This window comes from Aquirufa sp. A-Brett2-W8, from assembly GCF_054558755.1.
The window spans coordinates 71,562-93,665 of record NZ_JBPXKS010000008.1 but is presented as its reverse complement, the minus strand read 5'-3'; the positions used below and the strand labels follow the sequence as shown (position 1 = coordinate 93,665).

Sequence of the window (22,104 nt, the reverse complement as noted above, 5' to 3'; positions counted from 1 at the left end):
AAACCTTTTCGCAAATTTGCATCTGAATAGTACACATGTCAACAATAGAACGTCCCTTTATTATCGGAATCACAGGAGGTAGCGCCTCAGGTAAAACCCTGTTTTTAAGCCGATTAATGGAGCAATTTCAAACCGACGACATTTGTCTTTTATCTCAGGATAATTACTATCGCTCGATTGAAGAACAAACTAAAGATCATAATGGTATTGAAAACTTTGATCTTCCTGGGGCAATTGATGATAAAGCCTTCGCAGCTGATATAGAGAGATTACGAAATGGCGAAATCGTCAGCCGGTTAGAATATACCTTCAATAACACGGTAAAAGTGCCCGATATGCTGCATTTTTACCCGCGCAAAATCTTAGTAGTAGAAGGTATTTTTGTTTTTCACTTCCCTGAAGTGGCCTCACTTTTGGACCTAAAAATCTTCATCGATGCACAGGATAAAATCAAATTAAAACGCAGAATTAAGCGGGATAACGAAGAACGCGGATACGATTTACAAGACGTGATGTACCGGTGGAAATACCATGTGAAACCTACTTATGAGGAATTCATTCGCCCACACAAGCGTTCTTGCGATATCGTGATTCCGAATAATCAACACTTCGAGAAAGGACTAGACGTCATTGTTTCTTACCTAAAGAATCAGATCTAGGTTATAGTGCAAACCTTTATTTTCGCGTTGTGCTCGGGCGTGTTTGATGATCAAATAAGCCACATTAATCATATTTCTTAATTCGCACAAAGGCACCGTAATCTTAGACTGCCGGTATAATTCCTCATGCTCTAAATAGATTAATTCCAAGCGATCGTAGGCTCTTTTCAGACGGCGATCCGTGCGAACGATGCCTACATAATTAGACATAATGGATTCTAATTCTCGCGTCATTTCCGTCACTAAAACCATCTCTTCTGGATTCCTAGTTCCCTCATCATTCCAAGCTGGAATGCCTGCAGGAAGTACTTGCGTTCCAAATTCCGCCACCGATTTTTCAAAGGCACGGTGCGCAAAGACGATGGCTTCTAAGAGTGAATTCGAAGCTAAACGATTCGCTCCATGCAATCCAGTGAACGAGCATTCGCCAGCTGCGAAGAGATTTTCAATATTGGTTTGGCTGTGTTCATTCACGATAATTCCGCCGCATAAATAGTGTTGTGCGGGGACGACTGGAATCATTTCTTCCGACATATCAATACCTAAAACCTGGAGGCAATGATCGTATATCATCGGAAAATGTTGCAGAATTTCTTCTTTCGGGATATGCCTCGTATCTAAAAAAACGTGATCTGTTCCATGCGTTTTCATTTCCGAGTCAATCGCGCGTGCCACAATATCCCGAGGGGCTAAGGACAAACGTGCATCGTACTTTTCCATGAAAGTGCTACCATCTTGGTTCTTTAATATTCCTCCATGGCCACGAACGGCTTCTGAAATCAAGAAAGAAGGTTTCTTGCCTGGATTATATAAGGCCGTCGGATGAAATTGTATGAATTCCATTCCTTCTACGAAGCCTTTGGCCCGGTAAGCCATGGCAATTCCGTCCCCCGTAGCAATCGTCGGGTTCGTAGTCGATTGATAGACTTGACCTATTCCCCCTGTAGCTAACAAGGTAGTTTTACCTAAAAAAGTTTCAATTTTATTTGTTTTGAGGTTCAAAACATACACCCCAAAACACTTTTTCTCGGGTGTGTCTTTGGTTACTTTTTCACCCAAATGATGCTGAGTAATTAAATCGACAGCAAAATAATGCGTGAAGAAATCAACTGTTTTATAAGACTTGACTTTAGCTAATAAGGCCCGCTCAATTTCGTTTCCTGTCGAATCTTTATGGTGCAAAATCCGTTTGTCCGAATGACCTCCTTCTTTCACTAAATCAAAGGACCCATCTTCCTGGCGATCAAATGCCGTGCCATACGCAATCAATTCCTGTAAACGCTCAGGAGCTTCTTTTACCACTATTTCAACCACTTTTCGGTCGCTCACAAAGTCGCCAGCCACCATCGTGTCGTCGATGTGTTTTTCGAAAGAATCGGCAGAATCCCAAACAGTTGCTATCCCACCTTGTGCATATTTCGTATTCGTTTCCTCAGCTACGGTCTTCGTAATCAAGGCAATTTTGATCGGAATTTTGCGCTCCTGAAAATAGTCTGCGACTTTAACCGTATAGGATAAACCCGCAATTCCAGAACCGATGACAATAAAGTCGTATGTAGGCATAGGTTGTATAAATGGTACGCAAATTAATCAAAAAGAGTCTTCAATCCGAAATGTGAACTTTATTTTGTATTTTTGAGGCATTAAAAATTATAAACCCTTTAAAATCAATTTATAACCAAATGGAACAATCGCCTAATAACAATTCCAAAATTGCCATTATTGTCTTAGCTGTGCTAACGGCAGTATTAGGAGTTTTGTACTTCCGCTCAAACCAAACGACGAAAGATCAAGCAACTCAAATCGAAGAAAAAGCAGTAGAGTTATCCAATACTCGCGCGCAATTAGATTCGATTTCAACTCAATTAGATGCAAAAATTTCTGAAATCAAATCTCTAGGCGGTCAAGTAGCCGATTTAGAAGCATTAAAAATTCAATTACAGCAAGATAAAGCTTCTTTAAAGAGTGCTAATCATGCAACGATTGCTTCATACGAAGCAAAAATCAAGGAATACAACGCCGTATTAACGACTAAGGATGGTGAAATCGTAGAATTGAAAAAGCAAAACGGAATTTTAACAGAGAATAACCAAGTATTAACTACGCAAAACACAACGTTAAATACAGAAAACTCTGGCTTGAAAAATCAAAACCAAACGCTTGCTGACACCCTTTCTTCTGTAAGCCAACGCAATAAGGAATTAGCTCGCAAGGTAAGCATCGCTGCTGCTTTGAAAGCGCAGAACGTTAAAGTTCTATCTGTTAATTCAAAAGGGAAAGAAACAGAAAGATCTCGTTTAAATGGAAAGAAAATCGAGAAATTGAAAGTGGTATTTAGCTTGGCTACAAACCCAATCACGAAATTAGAAAACAAGACCGTTTACGTTCGTATTATCGATGGTGAAGGCGCTACTTTATCGGATGAGGCAATCGGTTCTGGCCGTATCTCTTTTAACGGTAAAGAAGTGGCTTACACAGCTAAGCAAACTTTTGAATATACTAATGATAGCCAAACAGTAGCTGTAACCTACCCTCGTGGTGGTGTAGCTTACAAGGCTGGTAAATATTCAGTGGAATTATATGCAGAAGGTTTCCTAGTAGGAACTGGTGCATTCGAGGTAAAGTAATTTCCTCCTTCGTTTTATAAAATGGGCCATCCGAAAGGGTGGCCTTTTTTATTTCTTTTTCTGCCAAAAAAACTGATTAAATCCTTTGTTATACAACAAGCTGGCACCCACGGTTTGGTTAATCTGGTAGGAGTTAAAGGATCCTAAGATCGTCGTTTGAACGTTTCGATTATAGGTCTTTAAACGCAAACTTCCATCTGGTCTAACGAACCATTCCAAGGCCCAATCACCAAATAAAATTTGAGGACTCGTTTGATTTCGGGCATCCGTAAATCCTCCACTCCGAGTAATTCGAAGTCGATCATTAAAATTATAAGAGGCTCTTAGTTGTAGGTTGGATAGGATATCTTGGTTCAATTCGCCACCGCCTAACGACACGGATATGTCGAGATCTTTATTGATTTTAGAGGCCAAATTACTCAGCTGATTCGAAAGCATTTCCGTGAAATTACCCATCAAATTCCCCAGCGCTAAACCACTTCCACCGAATGGAGAAACTAATTGGCCAAACAATAAGATATTACTTACTTGGCGGGTCAACTCTTGATCATCCGTTTTGATCCGATTAGTGAAGGCCGTAACCGCACCGTTTAAGGTCATGTCTTTCGGATAGTCCCTTATACCAATATCAAAGTTTACGCTAGGCGATAATAATCGGTCCTGCAAACTAATCGTCACATCTACTGGATAACGTCGCTTTAACTCAGGTAAATTGCTTTTGTTAGTCGTATCTAATAGGATAGGGAATAGAGAGGTGTACTGCGTATAAATTGCCTTAATATTAACATTAGCTTCTAACGGATCCCCTGTCCACGAAATTTTGGAACCCCGCTGAATTGCAAACTTTTTATTAATCAAATTTTGAAGCGTAAAGGTATAATCCCCCTGATCGATGGCATAATCCCCCACCATTTTAAAGGCTCCTTTTTTGTCCAAATTCATCTTAATATCACCCGAACCATACATCCGCATCACATCCCCCTTTTTCGAATCGAATTGAACTTCACCGTATGCTTCTGGAGTTAAGGCTAAGCGTAGATCAAGCGTAATTCCATCTTCTTGTAATTTAGTCGAAACAGTGGACTGCACTAAATCTAGATTAGAAGAGGCTAATTCGCTCACAAAACTATAATCCTCAGCTTCTGTCGCATCTTCTTCCCGATCTAGTGGAATGAACAAACGGGTTCCTTTTTCTGATTTCAAATTCGCCGAAACCACTAAATTATCAATCGTACCCGAAACACGCATGGGACCAGAGGCATAGCCTAATCCATAATAAATGGAGTTCGGTTCGCGGCTTGTATTTAGTATTTTATAGTGATCTAAATTAGCCTGAATATCGAGTTCAAAAGGTTTTTGTTCGGGGAAAAGCAAAGCCGTATTAACGACCGCTTTATTGCCCTCGGCATCTAAGACATTCCAGTTTTTGGCATAAATCTTTCGAGGCGTAAAATTAACTGTATCAGACACAGATACGGATGTTTTTAAATAATCAAAGACAGCTCCAGCCTTTGCGAAAACAATTTCGCCCGTAATTTCTGGCTTCGTAGGTAAACCTCCGATATGCAAATTCCCGGAGGCTGAACCTTTTAATCCAGAGAAAATGCCTTCTGTAAATGGTTCCAAAATCTGCAAGTCAGTTTGATTCAACTCCGCATTCACATTCAATTTTTGCTCTTCCTCGAAAGGAAGATAGCTACCTGTCAGCGATAAAACAGTTTCCCCTAATCGATTTAAATTCAGGTTCAAATCCATCGCCTTATCATCTGTCAAATAGGTTCCCACCCCCTGAAAATTGCCTATGTAAAACTTATTCAATTGCAGAGAATCCACTAGTACCCAGGAATCCAAGCGAGTATGATTATACCAATCTTGAATACTAATTTCACCATTTAATTCCCCCTGAGCCTTGGTCGCAAATAGTGGCTTTAAAGTCGATAATTGAAAATGGTTCGCCTTTAACTTAATGGTTTCTGTGGTGTCTGTAGAGAGACTTCCTTGCAGCGAAATAGATTGATTTTGGTTAGACACGACAACCCGATCCGCCTTCCATTCTTGTCCTCGAATGGTGATTTTATTCGCCGCGTCCATCGCCCAATCTTGCCCCAAAATTCGGAAATACGTATCCTTGAATTTCAAGGATAAACCATCTTCCTCGAAGACCCATGCCCCTGCTAAATGGGCTGCATTCTCTTCTCCTTGTTGTTTGAAATCGAGACCAAAATTAATGCGATCTTGATCCCAAAGCGCATCCAATTTTAGATTCTCGGTAGGTGCTAAAAAATTCAATTGCTGCTTTCTGGATGAAAAAACAAGACTAGAAGAAACCTCTGGAGCACCTAAGAATTTAGAGCTTTGGAATGAAAATACCGATTGATAAAAATGATATCCTCCGAATACGAGCGTATCTGGATAGGCCTCTAAGCTAAGCGAAAGCGTTCTTCCTTTGGATATGTTTCCAGAGAAAACCGTATTCTGACCGATTTGAATAGACGGAAAAAAGCGGGATAAAATCGGATCAATTCGATGACAAATCACCGTAAAATCTGCCTTGTATTTCGTCTGCACCTCGTGTTGACGTGTGGCATAATAACCCCAGCGCTCATCCTCTCCTTTTTGGAAATATAAGGCATATTCATCTGCTAACTGACGTAACTGAGATTGCAATATACTCGGTGTAAACTCGCCACTAATTTCGGCTGAAACTAAGTCTGAAGTCAACTTATAATTCCGTTTTTGACCTGGCCCATTTTTAGAGGTGAGCGTCACTAAGTCAACATGCAAATCCGCTTGTTTCGGGGTCCGCAAGGTGGTATTAAAGAATACCGTTCGCCCCTCCAAATCATCAAAACGATCCCCTTTGAAATCTAATTCAAAATCAGTGGATAAACTTAGTTGCGAATCTAATAAGCGGATATTATGTAAGTTCGAATGCGTGAATTCCCCTTGCATTTGATACACTGGCTTAGCGCCTCGAAGGTCAATTAAACCTGACATCGTTGCGACTAAATTAGAGTCTTTAGAGATCACATCCCCCTTGAATAATTGCTTTTGGAAGTTCCCTTTTAAGGCAATTTTATGATAGAGGTATTGATTAAAATATATCTCTGACACTTTGCCATCGAAATCGATATTAGCCGATTTCTTAGCAAATCCACTCCCTTTCAAATTTCCCTCCGCATCTAAGGTTCCAAAGACCGACTCCAATCCTAAAAATTTACCCAGCTTAAACTTCTGTAATTTGATCTTTCCATCATAGCGTGAAAATGCCATCGAATCTTGCAAATTCATCTTGACATCTGCCTCCACATAGCCTAATCCTGTCTTTAACTTTCCAGCTGTTCGAAACACTTTATTATTGCCCTTAAAAAGACCATCAAAGGCAACAGGGCCTAAAATAATCATATTTTCAGCTGCCGGCTTCGTAATATAGGTACCTAAGTCTTGCGGGTAAAATAAGGAGGAACGCATGGTAAAATCCATCTCCGTTTTATCTATATTAGGCAAGCCTTTAAAACCAAAATCACCCCGTAAAACACTCCTATCACCAAAACCTAGTTCGAATTTCCGCAGATTTAAATTAGCCACCGTGCCCTTCAATAATCCTTTCAGACGATACATTCCTTTGTAATCATACATCGCCTCCACAAATCGACCTAAATCCTCTCCTTTCACAAGCGCACCATCAAAATCAGCCTGCATATCTGCGTCCGTTATCCAACGCGTTAGAGAGTTCATGTCGCGGTAATTAACGACGAACTTTCTAGTTACACGAGAATCATTAAAGCGCAAATCCAATTGATCAAAGCGCATTTGGTGATCCGATATCATAAATACCGTATTCAAACTTTTTACGTCAAATCCCGTTAATGGATCTTTCGTCCGCAGGCCAATTGCTTGAAGACCTAAGGTGTCGTTTTTTAAATAAAAATTCTTGACTTTGGAATACACTTTCGCTAGCGTAAAGTGTGAAATATCGAAATGCCGACTGGTTGCTTCGTTCTTTCGAGTCTGGTCATCCAAGGAAAATGCTCCATCAATTACCTCCGCTTCGGGTATGGTAAAAATAGAAGATGGTCCTTTTTCCGCGGTTTTCACCCCACCTGAAATCCACTTATCAAGCCTTATAATAAACTCTTCAATGTTCATTTTACCTGACTTCTTTTCAAAAATCAACTGTACATTTGGTCGAGTTAATCGGGCATAATCTAGACTCGGTTTTCCCGGCTGCAGGAACAAATGCGTAATGCTAAAATTGACATCTAGCTGCTCTATTTGGATCATTTTAGCCCCCCAAGGGTCTTTAACCTCTAATCCATAAATACTCAATTCATCAAAAAATTTGATTTGGATCCCCTTCATTTGTACAGGATATCCAATCGCCTTTTCGACTTTAGGCGCTAAATAATTCGCTAATAAGGTTTGATTAACGGGGGCTCGTAAGAGAAGAACCGTGGCAAAAATCAACAAAAAAATCCCCAGCAACCCGTACAGGATTGTTTTGACGAAGATTTTTAGATATTTGACCATATTGCCGTATTTTTGCGCAGAATTCTATTTTTTATGAAGCTACTGGCTATTGAATCTTCTTGCGATGAAACTTCGGCTGCCGTGATGGTAGACGGCGTTTTGAAGTCTAATATCATCTCGACACAACTCATTCATACCGAATGGGGTGGCGTCGTTCCCGAATTAGCCAGCAGAGCTCATCAAAAATCGATCATCCCTGTCGTGACAGAGGCCCTGCAAAAAGCAAATATAAACAAAAATGAATTGAATGCCATTGCCTTCACAAGGGGCCCTGGGCTTTTAGGGGCTTTATTAATCGGTACCTCTTTTGCTAAATCTTTGGCCTTAAGCCTTGACATTCCTTTAATCGAAGTAAATCACATGCAGGCCCACGTTTTGGCCCATTTTATCGAAGACCCTAAGCCTGCCTTTCCTTTCCTTTGTCTGACGGTCAGCGGTGGGCATACGCAGCTAGTTTGGGTGAAATCCGCGCTCGATATGGAGGTCATTGGTGAGACGCAGGACGATGCTGTAGGTGAGGCATTTGATAAAACGGCGAAGCTGCTCGGGCTACCTTATCCAGGTGGTCCGTTGATTGATAAATTGGCCAAAGAAGGTGATTCCAATCGCTTTCTCTTCTCGCTAGGCGAAATGCCCGGTTTAAATTTCAGTTTCTCCGGCATCAAAACGGCTATCCTATATTTCCTTCAAAAAGAGGTTAAAAACAACCCCAACTTCATCGAAGAAAACAAAGCAGACATCTGCGCCTCCGTCCAAAAATCCCTCATCGACATGCTCTTACGCAAAACGAAAAAGGCGATGAAGGAGATGAATTGTACCCAAATCGCCATCGCCGGCGGCGTATCCGCCAACTCGGGTTTACGAACGCGACTTCAGGAAATGGGAGTTGAAATGGGTTGGGAAGTTTTCATTCCTGCTTTCAGTTATTGCACCGATAACGCCGGCATGATTGCTATGGCAGGGCACTTTAAAGCAGAAGCTGGGGAGTTTTGTGGGCAGGATGTGAGTCCGCTGGCGAGGTACGAGCTCGCGGCGAAGCCGCTCATTTAGTCGTCACTGCGTGACTAAGTCAAAGGGTCGCTGCTACGCAGCTTAGTCATCGCTACGCGATTTAGTCGCCTACGGCTGAGTCGCGACTTCGTCGCTTGGTCAAAGGGTCGTCACTTTGTGACCAAGGCGCATCGCGCCGACTAAATCGCGAAGCGATGACTAAATCCGAAGGATGACTAAGCCGAAGGCGACTAAACGACGCAGTTGTGACTAAGGCGCAAAGCGCCGACTACCCTTTCATTTCCTTCAACGCATTCCAAAATTCCATCTTCAATTTCTTCTCCGCATCCGTCAACGACGAAATGTAGCGGGGGAAGAAATAAACTAATTTGGATTCGATTTTGTCGATCTCGGTGGTAGGTAATTCGGCTTGCCAAATAGCGGGCTGCTGGCCAATAAAGATATATCGGGATGCGCTGGTCTCTTTCAGGAATTCTGTAAAACTAGGCTCGTCTTCCGATGGGGTATAAATGGACCAATCCGCGGGTCCTAAAACCAAAGGAGGTGCTGAAAAAATGAGCTTTAGGCGGGATAGTTCGGCTTCGGCGATTTGGCCTACAACTACCCATGGGGTAGCTATCTTAGGTTTCACCTCAGCGATTGTGTCAGCTGCTACTTCAATAGTAGGGGATTCCGCTAGCTGCGCCTCTGTCTTATCCTGCGGAACCCAGTAGATCTCGTCGAATTTGTACAAATCAGCTAATGAAACCCCTTCCATTTGTATTAGGCTAATGAACCTCTTAACACACAAGCCTCGCGGTCTGGACCGGTAGATATGAAGTTAATAGGTAGGTTCAAGTGTTTTTCTAAGAATTTAATGTAATCCGCTAATTCAACAGGCAACTCGTTAAAGTCACGCATGCCTTCTAAACTGCAAGCCCAACCTTTCAAGGTTTCGTACACCGGCTTCACTTTGATATCGGTGATTTCAAAAGGGATTTGATCTGTTATAGAACCGTTGGGCATTTCGTATGCTGTACAAACTTGAATCTCATCAAAGATATTCAAAACGTCGGCCTTCATCATAATCAACTGCGTCACGCCGTTAATCATCATTGCATATTTCAAGGCTGGCAAATCTATCCAACCACAGCGACGAGGACGACCAGTTGTAGAGCCGAATTCACGTCCTTCAACACGCATACGCTCACCTACTTCATCTTCTAATTCTGTCGGGAAAGGACCAGAACCTACACGCGTGGCATAGGCTTTGAAAATACCGAATACTTCTCCAATATTTTTAGGAGCTACTCCTAAACCGGTACAAGCACCTGCGGTAATCGTATTAGAAGAAGTAACGAATGGATAGGAGCCAAAGTCCACGTCCAATAAAGAACCTTGTGCCCCTTCAGCTAGGATCGTTTTCCCTGCATTGATGGCGTGGTTAACGGAATATTCAGAATCCACTAATCGGAATTCCTTCATGAAAGCAACCGCTTCGAAGAATTCCTTTTCAGCTGCTGCTAAATCATATTCAAATTTATATACGTCCAAAATTGCTTTATGGCGATCAACTAATGCCTTGTATTTCGTAGGAAAATCTGGCGAAATCATATCACCCACGCGTAATCCTTGGCGAGAGATTTTATCCGTATAGGTAGGTCCGATTCCCTTTAAAGTGGAACCGATTTTTGCATCGCCTTTTGCTTTTTCATAAGCCGCATCTAATAAACGGTGCGTAGGTAGGATGACCGACGCTTTCTTCGAAATCTCTAAGTTCTTGCGCAAGTCTAAATTGAAATGAGCTAAGCCGTCGATTTCTTTTTTGAAGATGATGGGATCTAAAACCACCCCGTTACCGATGATGTTTTGAACTTCTTGGCGGAAAATCCCGGAGGGGATTTGATGCAAAACGTGCTTAAATCCGTCGAATTCTAAGGTATGACCCGCATTAGGTCCGCCTTGAAAGCGCGCTACTACTTGATATTTGGGTGCTAAAACGTCTACGATCTTTCCTTTACCTTCATCGCCCCATTGTAAGCCTAATAATACATCAACTGCCATAATATTGTTTTATTCTTGATTTCTTGCTTGGTAATTATCTCTGTGTTCACAACTCTTGTTCGTACAAGAACCGTAAAAAATTAGGGAATGGTGCATTACATTGAATTGCAACATTTCACCTACTAAACTCTGGATGGTTTGAACCCGAGGATCACAAAATTCAGTGACTTTATGACAATCGGTGCATATTAAATGATCGTGTTGGCGACGTCCATACGACTTCTCGAACTGTGCCTGATTACGACCAAATTGGTGTTTTACTACTAAATCACATTCCACTAACACATCGAGCGTATTATAAACTGTGGCTCTAGAGACTTGGTATTTCTTGTTTTTCATGGAAATATACAGCTCCTCCACATCGAAGTGATCGTCCCGTAAATAGATCTCTTCCAGGATCGCAAAGCGCTCTGGAGTCTTCCGCAAACCCTTGTTTTCCAGGTAGGCCGTAAAGATCTTTTTTACTGAATCTAATTTATCTAATTCTTGGGACATTTATAGGAAAAAAACGACGTAAAATAAGCAAAAAATACGGACAAAAACTAAGAAATTTTCCGTTCCACCTCAATCACGCCAGGAACTTGTTCCATTTCAGCACTTAAGGTATCGAGGTGATCGGTGTCTTGCACCATGAGTGAAATTTGGCCTTCAAATAATCCATCTTTCACCCCAATATTTAAACCGGTAATGTTCACTTGCAACTTCTCTGAAATCAAACGGGTCACATCATTTACGAGACCCACGCGATCGATTCCTCGAATGACTAAATCTACATCGAAAGACATCGCAATTTGAGATGCCCACTTCGCTTTGATCACCCGATCTCCGTGACGAGAAAGTAATTCGGGTGAGTTAGGGCAAGCTGCACGGTGAATTTTAATTCCTTCATTGATGGTCACAAAGCCAAACACTTCATCCCCCGAAATCGGATTACAACATTTAGCCAAGGTATAATCAACCTTGTCCATATCCTCCCCGATTAATAACGTATCCGAACCCTTACGTTCATTATGGTACTCTAGCATCTCCTTTTTAAAGGATTTGCTGTCTACGATGGGAGCTTGAATAGATTTCTCAGCCTGTTTGCGCTCGTGTAATTCTCGATCTAACTTCCAGTGTTTCAGTTGATCGATATTGATATAGGCTTTGCCAAAACGGTAGAATAAATCATTCGCGTCTTTAGCATTAAAATAAGCCCGCAACTGATTCGTAATCTCCAAGGTTAACATCGGATAGCCCAAATGCTTCAAGCGATGCTCGATCAAATCGCGTCCTTTAATGAGGTGGGTTTTATTCTCCTCCTTGATGAAGCTCTTGATTTGGGCTTTCGCCTTCGTTGTAAATACGATACGCAACCAATCTTCCGATGGCTTCTGCTTCGAGGAAGTCAAAATTTCTATTTGATCCCCGTTCTGCAATTTATGTGAGAGCGGAACCAGCTTCCCGCCTACCTTAGCCCCTATACAACGCGCACCCACTTCTGAGTGAATCTCAAAAGCAAAATCCAAAGTCGTGGCGCCAGATTGCAAGACGATTAACTTACCTTTTGGACTAAATACAAATACTTCCTCGTGGTACAACGAGTTCTTAATGTCCTCCACTAATTCCACGGCAGATTGACTCTTGTCATTCGCCTCGATGGCCTCGCGCACCTGGGAAAGCCAGGATTCAAACGCATCACTGGTCCGCGTATCGGTTCCTTTGTATTTAAAGTGTGCCGCCACCCCTTTCTCCGCAATCTCATCCATACGCTTCGAACGAATTTGAACCTCTACCCAGCGACCTTCTTTATCATGGGCAAAAGGCTGGCTCATGACCGTGGTGTGCAAGGACTCGTATCCATTCGATTTAGGAGTAGAAACCCAGTCTTTCAAACGGCTCGGGTTAGGGCGGTAATGATCTGTTACGACCGAATATACTTCCCAGCAATCTGATTTCTCCCTTTCTAAGGGCACATCTAACACGACGCGCACGGCAAAGAGATCGTATATTTTATCAAAAGAGGTATTCCCTTTCTTAATCTTATTATAAATGGAAAAGATGGATTTAGGGCGTCCTTTGATTGTATAATTCAATTTTCGCTCATCTAATGTTTTCTTAATCGGCTTGATGAAATTTTCAACGAAGCTCTCTCGGCTACGCTTATTTTCTGTCAATTTATGCGCGATTTCCTTATAAGCTTCCGGCTCCGTATGCTTCAAACCTAAATCTTCTAATTCCGATTTAAATGCATTTAAACCCAAGCGGTGGGCTAAGGGCGCGTACAGATAAATGGTCTCCGAAGCGATCTTCATTTGCTTTTCTTTGGCCATACTAGTCAGCGTCCGCATATTATGCAAACGATCCGCGAGCTTGATCAAAATCACCCGAATATCATCAGATAGGGTTAAGAGCATTTTTCGGAAATTCTCGGCTTGCTGAGACGTTCCATATTCGAAGGTACCGGCGATTTTCGTTAGACCATCGATGATGGCAGCAATTTTGGGATTGAATTGTTTTTCGATTTCTGCCAAAGTCGTATCGGTATCCTCCACCACATCGTGCAATAAAGCCGCTATAATCGAAGTAGTCCCTAAGCCTATTTCCTCCACACAAATCTGTGCAACGGCTAATGGATGATAGATATAAGGTTCCCCTGACTTGCGACGCATATCCTTGTGCGCCTCCGCTGAGATTAGAAAGGCTTTTTTGATTTGCTTCGCGTCATCATCCTTTAGAAATGGCTTCGCCGTCCGCAATAATTTGCGGTATCTCTTCAAAATCTCTAAACGTTCCTTTTCTAAATCTATCTGCATTTTTATGCTTTCATAATTAGAGCTACCGCAGTGGCAGAAATTCCTTCTGCTCTTCCCACGAAACCTAATCCTTCTGAAGTAGTGGCTTTAAGGGAGATTTGGTCTACCTCTACCCCCATTACAATGGCAAGGTTTTCCTTTATGGCAGGAATAATTGGATTTAATTTAGGTTGATCTAAAATCACCGTCACATCCGCGTTCGCTAATTCCCAACCCGCTTCCCGAATCATCTCCATGACCTTTTTTAACAAAAGAGTAGACGCTACTCCCTTCCACATCGGATCTTTGTCCGAAAAATGATATCCGATATTGCGCATATTCGCAGCCCCTAAAAGGGCATCACATAAAACATGGCAAACCACATCCGCATCCGAATGACCTAGTGGTCCTTTATCTGAAGGAATTTCTACTCCGCCTAAGATACAAGGACGCCCTTCCACCCAGCGATGTACATCATAACCTTGACCTACCCGAATCTTCATTTTGCTATTTTTTTATAAAGTAAGGTATTCGATTTTCCTTGAATAAACAAGCGCTGAGCCCATTTTTCCAAATCAGCCACCTGTACTTTGGCTATTTTTTCTGACTCCTCATTCACTAAATTAACATCCCCCGCATTCGCAGCCATGGCTAAATTCATTGCCCGATTCAATACCTCAACCTCCCCAAAAACCAAGCTAGCTTCAGATTGATTTTTAACCATTTGCAGATCCTTCTCTATAATTGGGGAGGCAGCGAAATCTTGTAAGGCTTTCTCCAAAGCCTTCTCCGCTTCTTCGATCTTTACATCATCACTTACCTGGCCTTGAATAATCAATAAACCGGGATCAATCGAACTTGTTTGATACGTTCCGATGGAATCGAAAATGCGCTGTTTTTGAACTAAATGTTCATATAAATACGAGGACTCGCCTCGTCCTACTAAATCCGACATCAAATCAATGGCATAATAACCCGGCTCATACCGACCGATCACTGGATAAGCTTTATAAATCCGATTAGCAGGAACATCCCCACTGATTTCCATGCGGCGATCTTCAGATTGTTCCGGCTCCTGAGGGAGTTTGCGATTCGGTTTAATCCCCGCATCTATGGGCGCAAACCATTTTTCTGCCAAAGCCTTTACCTGATCCACCTTCACGCGTCCAGCCACCACCAGCACCGCATTAGAAGGTACATAATGTTTTTCGAAAAAGGCCCTCACATCACTCATCTGCGCCTCCTCGATATGCTGAATTCCAGCACCGATCGTAGGCCAGCGATACGGATGCTTTTGATAGATCATAGGTCTAAACTTCAACCAAACATCACCATAAGGCTGATTCAAATAGCGCTGCTTGAATTCCTCAATCACCACCTTGCGTTGCGTTTCTAAACTTTGAGTATTGAAGGCTAATTGCTTCATTCGATCCGATTCGAGCCAAAAAGCTGTTTCGATATTTTGGGCAGGAACAGAAATATAATAATTCGTTAAATCAGGCGTGGTAAAGGCATTATTTTCGCCCCCTACTTTTTGTAAGGGCGTATCAAACGACGGAATATTCTCCGAGCCCCCGAACATCAGGTGCTCGAATAAATGAGCGAAGCCCGTTAGATTTTCGTCTTCATCTCGAGACCCCACATTATAGATCACATCTACCACCGCCATGGTCGTGGCCGGATCTTCATGTACGATAACTTGGAGACCGTTAGCGAGGGTAAATTTTTCGAAAGAAATCATGTGGTGGGGTTTATAAACAAAAGTAAAAAATTAGACCCAAAAACCACAGAGCTTAACTAAATTTACAGAGTAAACAATTATGATGATTCGGGTCGCCCTTCTTTTTATTTTCCTTTCCACTTCATTGCAGGCTCAAATCCTCCAGGACCCGGTAGCTAAAGCCCAAATCACCCAAGGCTTATCCAATTTGTATCAATACGATTTTAAAGAGTCTACCGCCCTTTTCACTAACCTTAAAGCAAAATATCCTCGCCATCCAGCCCCCTATTTATTATTAGCCATGCAATGGGAACAGCAATATTTCCCTTTAAAAGATCATCCAGCACAGAGCAAAAACTATTTAGCACACCTAGAAAAGGCCTACGAATTAGCTCAGGAATTATATGACCGGGATGAAAATGACTTAGAAGCGTCCTTTTTCTGCACAGCTTCCCTCGGATTTTTAGCTGCTTATGAAGCAGACGAACAGAATTTTATGAAAGTGGTAAGCTATGCAAAAAAGGCTTATGGATTCTTGAAAATTGGACTTCAAAACACCGAAAAACAGCCAGAATTTCTTTTTTCTACCGGTATGTATAACTATTATAGTGTGGCCTATCCTGATTTGCATCCCGTATTAAAACCCTTGATGTTTTTATTTCTAGAAGGGAATAAACGCATGGGCTTATCTCAACTAGAAGCAGGCACAAGACGAACGACCTTTGTCAAAAATGAATCCTTGTTTTACATGGGATATGTTCAAAATAAATACGAGGGTAACCCCTCGAAAGCCCTAGCCTATAATCAACTATTAGCTGAAAATTTTCCAAACAACCATTGGTACATTTTGCAAAGAGCTGAATTATTAACTTTGACGGGGAAATTCGAAGAAGCAGAACCCTTTATTGAAAAAATGGAGGCCCTGAAATCGAACTATTATACCGGCGCGGCCTATACCTTACGCGGAATGCGGGAGGAAGTAGAACGAAAAGACTTTCATAAGGCGGAGTTTTGGTATACGAAGGCGATCCGCTTCCCCTTCGAAGAACGTCTCACTAAAGACATTCGAGGTCTCGCCTATTTAGGTCTCGCCCGCATTTCTTACCGAGAAAAAAAGCCATTCTTGTTCAAAAAATACCTCAAACAATCTGCGGATTTTATTGAATACAAAAATTCGTTGATCGAATATAAACGACTAAATAATGGAAAGTAGAGAAGCTGGAATCGAACGTTTGTATCCCAAAATCACCGGCCGCATGTCCGCGCGTTATTACTATTTGATTCAATTGCGCAAGCAATTAGAACGCGTCATTTCTTTATATGTTCGAAATTCTCCACACCAATTAGTAGCGGATTATGGTTGTGGGAACAAGCCTTATGAGCCTTTATTTAAGCCCTTTGTGGAACAATACATTGGATTAGATTTAGCCTATAATACAAAAGCGGATGTGGTGGTGGATCCAGCTGGCATCATTGATATGCCTGCAGAAAGTGTTGGCTTTGTGTTATCAACGCAGGTTTTAGAACACGTGGAAGATCCCAAAGCCTATTTAAAGGAGGCGCACCGAATTCTAGAAAAAGAAGGCAAGTTGATTTTATCCACACATGGCTATTGGATGTTCCATCCGGATCCGACGGATTTTTGGCGCTGGACCTCGACGGGTTTGAAGAAAATTGTAACTGAGGCTGGATTCGAAGTGGTTTATTTCGAAGGCATTTTGGGTCGTTCTTCGATGGGATTGCAATTATTCCAGGATGGTCTTTTATTTAAATTGCCAAAGCCATTGCGCTTCTTACTGTCTTTGGTTTTACAACCCTTGATTATCTTTTTTGACAAAATCATTACGGCTAAATCCCGAAACGAAGACGCTTGCACTTTCGTTCTTGTAGCTAAGAAAGTCTAGCTTTTTCGTAAGCGATTGTGGCGTCTAAGGCTTGGTCAAATGAAGTAATTTCCCAGTTTATCCTAGACGAAAGTTTCGAAGTATCTAAGCAGATTTTTTGCACATCTGTCAGCTTTGCGTCTTTGTACTCGACTCTGAATGCTGGTAGTTTCCCTTGAATACGCTTGATAATCTCGTTCAAGGTTAGGGATTCGCCGGAACCCACATTAATCGTCTCATTTTTTACGCCTGCTTGCATCAAGCCATCGATAGCTTTTCCGATATCAGCGGCGTAGATATAATCTTTGGCCTGCGACCCATCTCCCCAAATCGTCATTACCTCCCCTTTCAGCGCCTTGCGAACCGCAATATTTATCACCCCTTGTTTAGGCGAGCGATGAAACGAACCGAAAGGATTCGACAAACGCAAAATCAAATAATCAATCTGGTATAAATTCGCATACAATTCAATATAATGCTCAACCGCCAGCTTAATAATTCCATAGGAACTGATGGGCTTACAAGGAAAATCCTCCGGCACTTTTTCTTGATTCACATTTCCGTAAACCGCGCCACCCGTGGACAAATAAAGTAATTTAGAAACCTGGTGTTTCTTCATCATCTCCATTAAACCGATGGTAGGCAATAGATTAGATTCTATGTCTTGGCGAATATTCTCGGAGGAAATCGCAGGAATGATAGAAGAGGCAAAATGAAATACGCGATTAAAGGAATGCTTTGAAAATAAGTCATCCAAAGCTTTCGCATCCGCATAATCCCCCACCACGAATGTCACAAAGGAAGGAAATTTAACTCCCACCGGTTTTTCATGGGCAAAAACAATCACCTCCGCTGTTGAACCATTCTGCTGCAAATATTCCAGCCAGTTCAAGCCTAAAAAACCACTTCCTCCAACGACTAAATTTTTCTTCATGACGCGTATTTGCTGTAAAAATAGCCGAAAAATTTAGCTAATTTCGGTTTTCGTAAAAAATACCAGCCTGAATGCGTTTAATCATCGCCCGCTCTAATTTCTTTTCTTACTCTGAGACCTTCATTGAAGAACAAATAAAACAATTAGAGCCAGTTCACGTAGTATACGAAGGCTGGCAACCGAGCCGATTAAAAGCAGGTGGTTCTATTTATCCGCTGCCTTTTTCGATCCTAGCAGTAAGAGGGGTTTTGCGGCGCGTGGTGCCCGCCCTCTATCAAAAGATTTATACCTATTACCTTCGTAGATTTTTGCGCGCGTCTAAAGTGGACGCCTTCCTAGCGAATTATGGACCATTAGGTACAACTATTTACGAGGCATGTCTGGCTGAAGGCATACCCTACTCCGTAGTTTTTTTAGGCTTTGACGCGGCAGAAAAGAAGACCTTAGCTACCTATGGCGCACGTTATGCGCTTAGCTTGCCGAGAGCGAAAGCCATCATCTGCGTGGCCGAATCGATGCGAGCGAACCTAGAAGAAATCGCGGGTCCTTTACCGAATTTATATGTGATTCCGTGCGGAGTCGATGTGTCAAAATTCACCCCTAGTACTCCGAGTGATGGATTTAACGTCATCTCCGTGGCACGCTTTGCAGAGAAAAAAGGATCCTTAAAAAGCATTCAAGCTTTTGAGATTTTATTGCAGGAATTTCCAACTGCTCAATTACGAATGGTAGGTGATGGACCCTTATGGGAAGAGGCGAAAAATTACGTTTCTTCGCAGGGACTCTCCGAAAACATTCACTTCTTGGGTGCGATGGGACAGTCGGAGTACTTGCCTTTATTGCAAGAGTCAACTGTGTTTATTCAACATTCGGTCCTAACTCCGAGCGGCGATTCAGAAGGAACGCCAGTAGCCATTTTAGAAGCCTCGGCTTGCGGTTTAGCCATTTGCTCCACCAGACATGCGGGAATTCCGGAGGCAGTGATCGAAGAAAAAACAGGTTTATTAGTAGACGAACATGATGTGAAAGGTATGGCAAAAGCTTTGAAAAAATTAGCTTCGAATCCTTCCCTGACTCGCTCCTATGGTGCAGCGGCGCGTAAACATATGGAAGAACAGTACGACGTGGTAAAACTCTCAGCAAAAATCAAAGGCCTCCTCGTATAAATAATGCCCCGCAAAATCGTATTTTTGTAAATTACTATAATAATAAGGTATGGGGATCGTCATCCGACAAAGTTTAAAGGGCTCTATCGTAACCTATTTAGGTACGGCGATCGGGACTTTTAACGTCATCTTCCTCTACAATAAATTCCTTTCACAGGAGCAGGTTGGTTTAATCGCTGGCGCCTTAGTAAGTATTCCACTCATTTTTGCGTCATTTACTCAGCTGGGAATTCCCCACATTGCGGTTCGTTTTTTCCCGCATTTTGACGACCCAGCGAATGGACATAAAGGCTTTTTTACGTTTCTTCTCGCAGCACCGCTGTTTGGATTATTGCTTTTTGTACTAGGTTATTTAGCCTTAAAACCGCTATTTTTCGATGTATACAGCGCAAATTCCCCACTTTTACCGCACTATTTCTATTATATCATTCCGCTCACCGCAAGTTATCTGTATATGAGTGTGCTGGAGGCCTATGCCCGCGTGCATTTGCGCATCGTGGTGCCGGCGATGATAAGGGAATTGTATTTACGGGTCTCCAATGGGGTTTTGGTGATCGCCTTCGCTATGGGTTATTTGACTTTTGATCAATTAATTCTGGCAATCACTTTGTCTTATGTGGTCGCGGTGGCTGGTTTGTTGGCCTATATAAAACAATTGAAGCGCTTTTATACGAAAGTGGATTTCTCGTTTTTACGCACCCCTATTTTCAAAGAAATGCTCTCCTATGGAGGCTGGGTTATCTTGGCTGGAGCTAGTTTTACCCTCATTCAGCACATCGAAAAAGTGATGTTGCCTGCCTACATGGGAGGTTTAAGTACGACAGCGATTTTTGATATTAATTCCCGGATGGCGATTATGATTTCGATCCCTCGCAATGTGATTGCGGCGATTGCTGCCCCTATTTTAGCCCAGGCTTGGAACCGGAATGACCGCGAAAATATTCAGGATATTTACCAAAAATCGTCCTTAAATCTCCTCCTCATCGGCTGCGTTTTATTCTTGTTGATCTGGTGTAATTTGGACTTCATCTATACCATCATCCCTCGCCACGAAATCTATGAAGCGGGTCGCTGGGTGGTCTTAATGGTCGGCCTAAGTAAGATCATCGATATGGGTACGGGCTTGAATTCTGAGGTTTTAATCAACTCCAAATACTACCGCTACGACCTCGTTTTTTATATTATTCTCGCAGTAGGATTAGTGGTGGGAAATTTAATTTTGATCCCTCTGTATTCGTATAATGGGGCTGCCTTGGCCTCCCTATTGGCTTTAGCGGGCTATAATTTATTGAAGTTTGGATTTATCTGGTGGAAACTTGACCTGCAACCGTTTGATTTCAGATCACTAGGGATTCTTCTTGTCAGCGGGGTGATCTACCTGGTAGTTTCCCAAATTCCTATCATCGAAACTAGTCCTATTTTAGGCTGGTTTTTAAATGTAGGCATCCGAAGCCTAGCGATCGGAGGATTATTTATCCTAGCGGTTACTAGATTCAAATTATCCCCTGACATCAGCGAGTTGGTCGTTAATTGGTTTAAGAAATGAAAATAATGTCCCTGGCCGGTGGCCTGCCTCACTATTATAACCTAGTCCTGAATAAATTGCAACGCGATTATCAGGTGGAGGTTTGCGTGGTGGTGCCCACAGAAAAAGGCGCGACTTTAGGTGCGGGGGTTTATACATCGGACAAAGGCATCGAGTTTAAGGTGTTCCGGCGCGAGGAATACACGACCTATTATGGCAAGAAGTTTTTCCGCGGGATGAAGGAATTGATTTTGGCAGAAAAACCAGACATCTTAATGGTCAACTGGCCCTACCAGGCGTCTTTTGTTTTCTATCCAGGCTGGTACCGCTTTTTACGCCTTAATCATGTTGCGCTCATTTCAAAAGAGATTCCATTCCAAGTGCCTCATTACGATGACGCCATATCCTATTATTTACAAGGTGGCGGGGTGACAGAAAACAACCAAGCACATCAATCGAATCCATCGTTATTAGCGCGTTTAAAATTCTTCATCGTTCGTGAAACCAGAAAGCGTTTTTCCAACCTGGTCGATGCGCACATCAATTATTTAGATGAAGCGGTGGCCCTGCATGGGAGTTACAGTGTTCCAGCTGAGAAAGTATTTATTACGGCAAATTCCCCGGACACGGATGCTTTATTAGCCACAGCAAACGAGCTCAAAAAGGTTAAATCGAATCCGTTTCGCTTATTACACATCGGACGTTTAGTGAAATGGAAGCAGGTGGATTTATTGATTGAGGCGGCCATTGCTTTGCGTCAGAAATTCCCACAGACCGAGTTAAGTATCGTGGGAGATGGCCCACAATTAGCTTCTCTAAAAGAACAAGCTTCTGGTCACGATTTCATCCATTTTCACGGAGGTATTTATGATCCCAAAGAACTAGGCAAAATCACCTGCGAATCAGGCATCTATGTCCTTGCGGGCATGGGTGGCTTATCCATTAATGAGGCAATGTGTTTCTCTAAACCGGTGATTTGTTCAGTAGCGGATGGCACCGAAAAACGTCTCGTGCGTGAGGGATATAATGGACATTACTTCGAATCGGGATCATTAGATAGTCTACAAGCGGTGATTGAAAAGCTATTTTCTAACCCTGAAATGATTACGCAGATGGGCCAAAGGTCTAGAGAGATTATTGAGAAAGAGATTAATATACATACTGTGCTGGGGAATTATATGGAGGCATTTCAGTATTCAGTAGCCAGTAGACAGTAGTAAGTCCGAAGGAAA

General features: G+C 42.3%; 17 protein-coding genes. 8 read left to right on the top strand and 9 right to left on the bottom strand.

Annotated elements, in window-relative coordinates; genetic code table 11:
* Positions 1-35: 35 nt before the first annotated feature.
* Positions 36-659 carry a uridine kinase gene (udk, locus tag ACST13_RS09150; protein WP_459522889.1) on the top strand — a complete coding sequence of 208 codons (624 nt, stop codon included), beginning with the start codon at positions 36-38 and terminating at the stop codon, positions 657-659.
* Here udk and nadB read toward each other — a convergent pair.
* Positions 642-2,222 (bottom strand): L-aspartate oxidase, encoded by a 1,581-nt coding sequence (nadB, locus tag ACST13_RS09145; protein ID WP_459522888.1) that lies wholly within the window; start codon positions 2,220-2,222, stop codon positions 642-644. The two genes, udk and nadB, sit on opposite strands and share 18 nt — an antisense overlap.
* Before the next feature lie 119 nt (positions 2,223-2,341).
* Here nadB and ACST13_RS09140 point away from each other — a divergent pair, with 119 nt between their 5' ends.
* Positions 2,342-3,286, top strand: coding sequence for a hypothetical protein (locus tag ACST13_RS09140; RefSeq protein ID WP_459522887.1), 945 nt, complete (start codon positions 2,342-2,344; stop codon positions 3,284-3,286).
* 48 nt (positions 3,287-3,334) lie between these two features.
* Here the strand turns inward: ACST13_RS09140 and ACST13_RS09135 are convergent, their stop codons facing one another.
* Positions 3,335-7,816 carry a translocation/assembly module TamB domain-containing protein gene (locus ACST13_RS09135; protein ID WP_459522886.1) on the bottom strand — a complete coding sequence of 1,494 codons (4,482 nt, stop codon included), beginning with the start codon at positions 7,814-7,816 and terminating at the stop codon, positions 3,335-3,337.
* Between the two features lie 33 nt (positions 7,817-7,849).
* Here ACST13_RS09135 and tsaD point away from each other — a divergent pair, with 33 nt between their 5' ends.
* The gene (tsaD, locus tag ACST13_RS09130; RefSeq protein ID WP_459522885.1) at positions 7,850-8,866 is read left to right on the top strand and encodes a tRNA (adenosine(37)-N6)-threonylcarbamoyltransferase complex transferase subunit TsaD; all 1,017 of its coding nucleotides are present in this window, start codon (positions 7,850-7,852) and stop codon (positions 8,864-8,866) included.
* A 229-nt stretch (positions 8,867-9,095) separates the two neighbouring features.
* On the opposite strand, the gene ACST13_RS09125 is transcribed toward tsaD, so the two are convergent.
* From ACST13_RS09125 to ACST13_RS09100, 6 genes are read right to left on the bottom strand one after another with little or no spacing between them, the layout of a single operon-like run.
* Complete coding sequence (locus tag ACST13_RS09125; RefSeq protein ID WP_459522884.1) at positions 9,096-9,584, bottom strand: hypothetical protein; 489 nt, start codon at positions 9,582-9,584, stop codon at positions 9,096-9,098.
* A 5-nt stretch (positions 9,585-9,589) separates the two neighbouring features.
* The gene (locus ACST13_RS09120) at positions 9,590-10,870 is read right to left on the bottom strand and encodes an adenylosuccinate synthase (RefSeq protein WP_459522883.1); all 1,281 of its coding nucleotides are present in this window, start codon (positions 10,868-10,870) and stop codon (positions 9,590-9,592) included.
* 9 nt (positions 10,871-10,879) lie between these two features.
* The gene (locus ACST13_RS09115) at positions 10,880-11,365 is read right to left on the bottom strand and encodes a Fur family transcriptional regulator (protein WP_459522882.1); all 486 of its coding nucleotides are present in this window, start codon (positions 11,363-11,365) and stop codon (positions 10,880-10,882) included.
* 47 nt (positions 11,366-11,412) lie between these two features.
* Positions 11,413-13,665 carry a RelA/SpoT family protein gene (locus ACST13_RS09110; RefSeq protein ID WP_459522881.1) on the bottom strand — a complete coding sequence of 751 codons (2,253 nt, stop codon included), beginning with the start codon at positions 13,663-13,665 and terminating at the stop codon, positions 11,413-11,415.
* A 2-nt stretch (positions 13,666-13,667) separates the two neighbouring features.
* Complete coding sequence (gene ispF / locus ACST13_RS09105) at positions 13,668-14,147, bottom strand: 2-C-methyl-D-erythritol 2,4-cyclodiphosphate synthase (protein WP_459522880.1); 480 nt, start codon at positions 14,145-14,147, stop codon at positions 13,668-13,670.
* On the bottom strand, positions 14,144-15,385 hold the full coding sequence (locus tag ACST13_RS09100; protein WP_459522879.1) for a M16 family metallopeptidase: 1,242 nt from the start codon (positions 15,383-15,385) through the stop codon (positions 14,144-14,146). Before ACST13_RS09100 ends, ispF begins: the two co-directional genes overlap by 4 nt.
* Positions 15,386-15,464: 79 nt before the next feature.
* On the opposite strand from ACST13_RS09100, the gene ACST13_RS09095 reads away from it, so the two are divergent.
* Together ACST13_RS09095 and ACST13_RS09090 are read left to right on the top strand one after the other, a co-directional pair.
* Positions 15,465-16,577: a hypothetical protein gene (locus ACST13_RS09095; protein WP_459522878.1), complete on the top strand. Its 1,113-nt coding sequence runs from the start codon at positions 15,465-15,467 to the stop codon at positions 16,575-16,577.
* Positions 16,567-17,268, top strand: coding sequence for a class I SAM-dependent methyltransferase (locus ACST13_RS09090; RefSeq protein ID WP_459522877.1), 702 nt, complete (start codon positions 16,567-16,569; stop codon positions 17,266-17,268). The genes ACST13_RS09095 and ACST13_RS09090 overlap by 11 nt, the downstream gene beginning before the upstream one ends.
* On the opposite strand, the gene ACST13_RS09085 is transcribed toward ACST13_RS09090, so the two are convergent.
* The gene (locus ACST13_RS09085) at positions 17,255-18,181 is read right to left on the bottom strand and encodes an NAD-dependent epimerase/dehydratase family protein (RefSeq protein WP_459522876.1); all 927 of its coding nucleotides are present in this window, start codon (positions 18,179-18,181) and stop codon (positions 17,255-17,257) included. The genes ACST13_RS09090 and ACST13_RS09085 overlap by 14 nt on opposite strands.
* 71 nt (positions 18,182-18,252) lie before the next feature.
* On the opposite strand from ACST13_RS09085, the gene ACST13_RS09080 reads away from it, so the two are divergent.
* The 3 genes from ACST13_RS09080 to ACST13_RS09070 are packed head-to-tail and all read left to right on the top strand — an operon-like array spanning position 18,253 to position 22,089.
* Positions 18,253-19,347: a glycosyltransferase gene (locus ACST13_RS09080; protein ID WP_459522875.1), complete on the top strand. Its 1,095-nt coding sequence runs from the start codon at positions 18,253-18,255 to the stop codon at positions 19,345-19,347.
* 49 nt (positions 19,348-19,396) lie between these two features.
* Positions 19,397-20,893 carry a lipopolysaccharide biosynthesis protein gene (locus tag ACST13_RS09075; RefSeq protein ID WP_459522874.1) on the top strand — a complete coding sequence of 499 codons (1,497 nt, stop codon included), beginning with the start codon at positions 19,397-19,399 and terminating at the stop codon, positions 20,891-20,893.
* Positions 20,890-22,089: a glycosyltransferase family 4 protein gene (locus ACST13_RS09070; RefSeq protein WP_459522873.1), complete on the top strand. Its 1,200-nt coding sequence runs from the start codon at positions 20,890-20,892 to the stop codon at positions 22,087-22,089. Before ACST13_RS09075 ends, ACST13_RS09070 begins: the two co-directional genes overlap by 4 nt.
* Positions 22,090-22,104: the final 15 nt, after the last annotated feature.

What these genes read in the sequence shown, in the direction of transcription:
- udk (WP_459522889.1), top strand. Translation starts at nt 36, where the DNA reads ATGTCAACAATAGAACGTCCCTTTATTATCGGAATCACAGGAGGTAGC.
- nadB (WP_459522888.1), bottom strand. Translation starts at nt 2,222, where the DNA reads ATGCCTACATACGACTTTATTGTCATCGGTTCTGGAATTGCGGGTTTA.
- ACST13_RS09140 (WP_459522887.1), top strand. Translation starts at nt 2,342, where the DNA reads ATGGAACAATCGCCTAATAACAATTCCAAAATTGCCATTATTGTCTTA.
- ACST13_RS09135 (WP_459522886.1), bottom strand. Translation starts at nt 7,816, where the DNA reads ATGGTCAAATATCTAAAAATCTTCGTCAAAACAATCCTGTACGGGTTG.
- tsaD (WP_459522885.1), top strand. Translation starts at nt 7,850, where the DNA reads ATGAAGCTACTGGCTATTGAATCTTCTTGCGATGAAACTTCGGCTGCC.
- ACST13_RS09125 (WP_459522884.1), bottom strand. Translation starts at nt 9,584, where the DNA reads ATGGAAGGGGTTTCATTAGCTGATTTGTACAAATTCGACGAGATCTAC.
- ACST13_RS09120 (WP_459522883.1), bottom strand. Translation starts at nt 10,870, where the DNA reads ATGGCAGTTGATGTATTATTAGGCTTACAATGGGGCGATGAAGGTAAA.
- ACST13_RS09115 (WP_459522882.1), bottom strand. Translation starts at nt 11,365, where the DNA reads ATGTCCCAAGAATTAGATAAATTAGATTCAGTAAAAAAGATCTTTACG.
- ACST13_RS09110 (WP_459522881.1), bottom strand. Translation starts at nt 13,665, where the DNA reads ATGCAGATAGATTTAGAAAAGGAACGTTTAGAGATTTTGAAGAGATAC.
- ispF (WP_459522880.1), bottom strand. Translation starts at nt 14,147, where the DNA reads ATGAAGATTCGGGTAGGTCAAGGTTATGATGTACATCGCTGGGTGGAA.
- ACST13_RS09100 (WP_459522879.1), bottom strand. Translation starts at nt 15,385, where the DNA reads ATGATTTCTTTCGAAAAATTTACCCTCGCTAACGGTCTCCAAGTTATC.
- ACST13_RS09095 (WP_459522878.1), top strand. Translation starts at nt 15,465, where the DNA reads ATGATGATTCGGGTCGCCCTTCTTTTTATTTTCCTTTCCACTTCATTG.
- ACST13_RS09090 (WP_459522877.1), top strand. Translation starts at nt 16,567, where the DNA reads ATGGAAAGTAGAGAAGCTGGAATCGAACGTTTGTATCCCAAAATCACC.
- ACST13_RS09085 (WP_459522876.1), bottom strand. Translation starts at nt 18,181, where the DNA reads ATGAAGAAAAATTTAGTCGTTGGAGGAAGTGGTTTTTTAGGCTTGAAC.
- ACST13_RS09080 (WP_459522875.1), top strand. Translation starts at nt 18,253, where the DNA reads ATGCGTTTAATCATCGCCCGCTCTAATTTCTTTTCTTACTCTGAGACC.
- ACST13_RS09075 (WP_459522874.1), top strand. Translation starts at nt 19,397, where the DNA reads ATGGGGATCGTCATCCGACAAAGTTTAAAGGGCTCTATCGTAACCTAT.
- ACST13_RS09070 (WP_459522873.1), top strand. Translation starts at nt 20,890, where the DNA reads ATGAAAATAATGTCCCTGGCCGGTGGCCTGCCTCACTATTATAACCTA.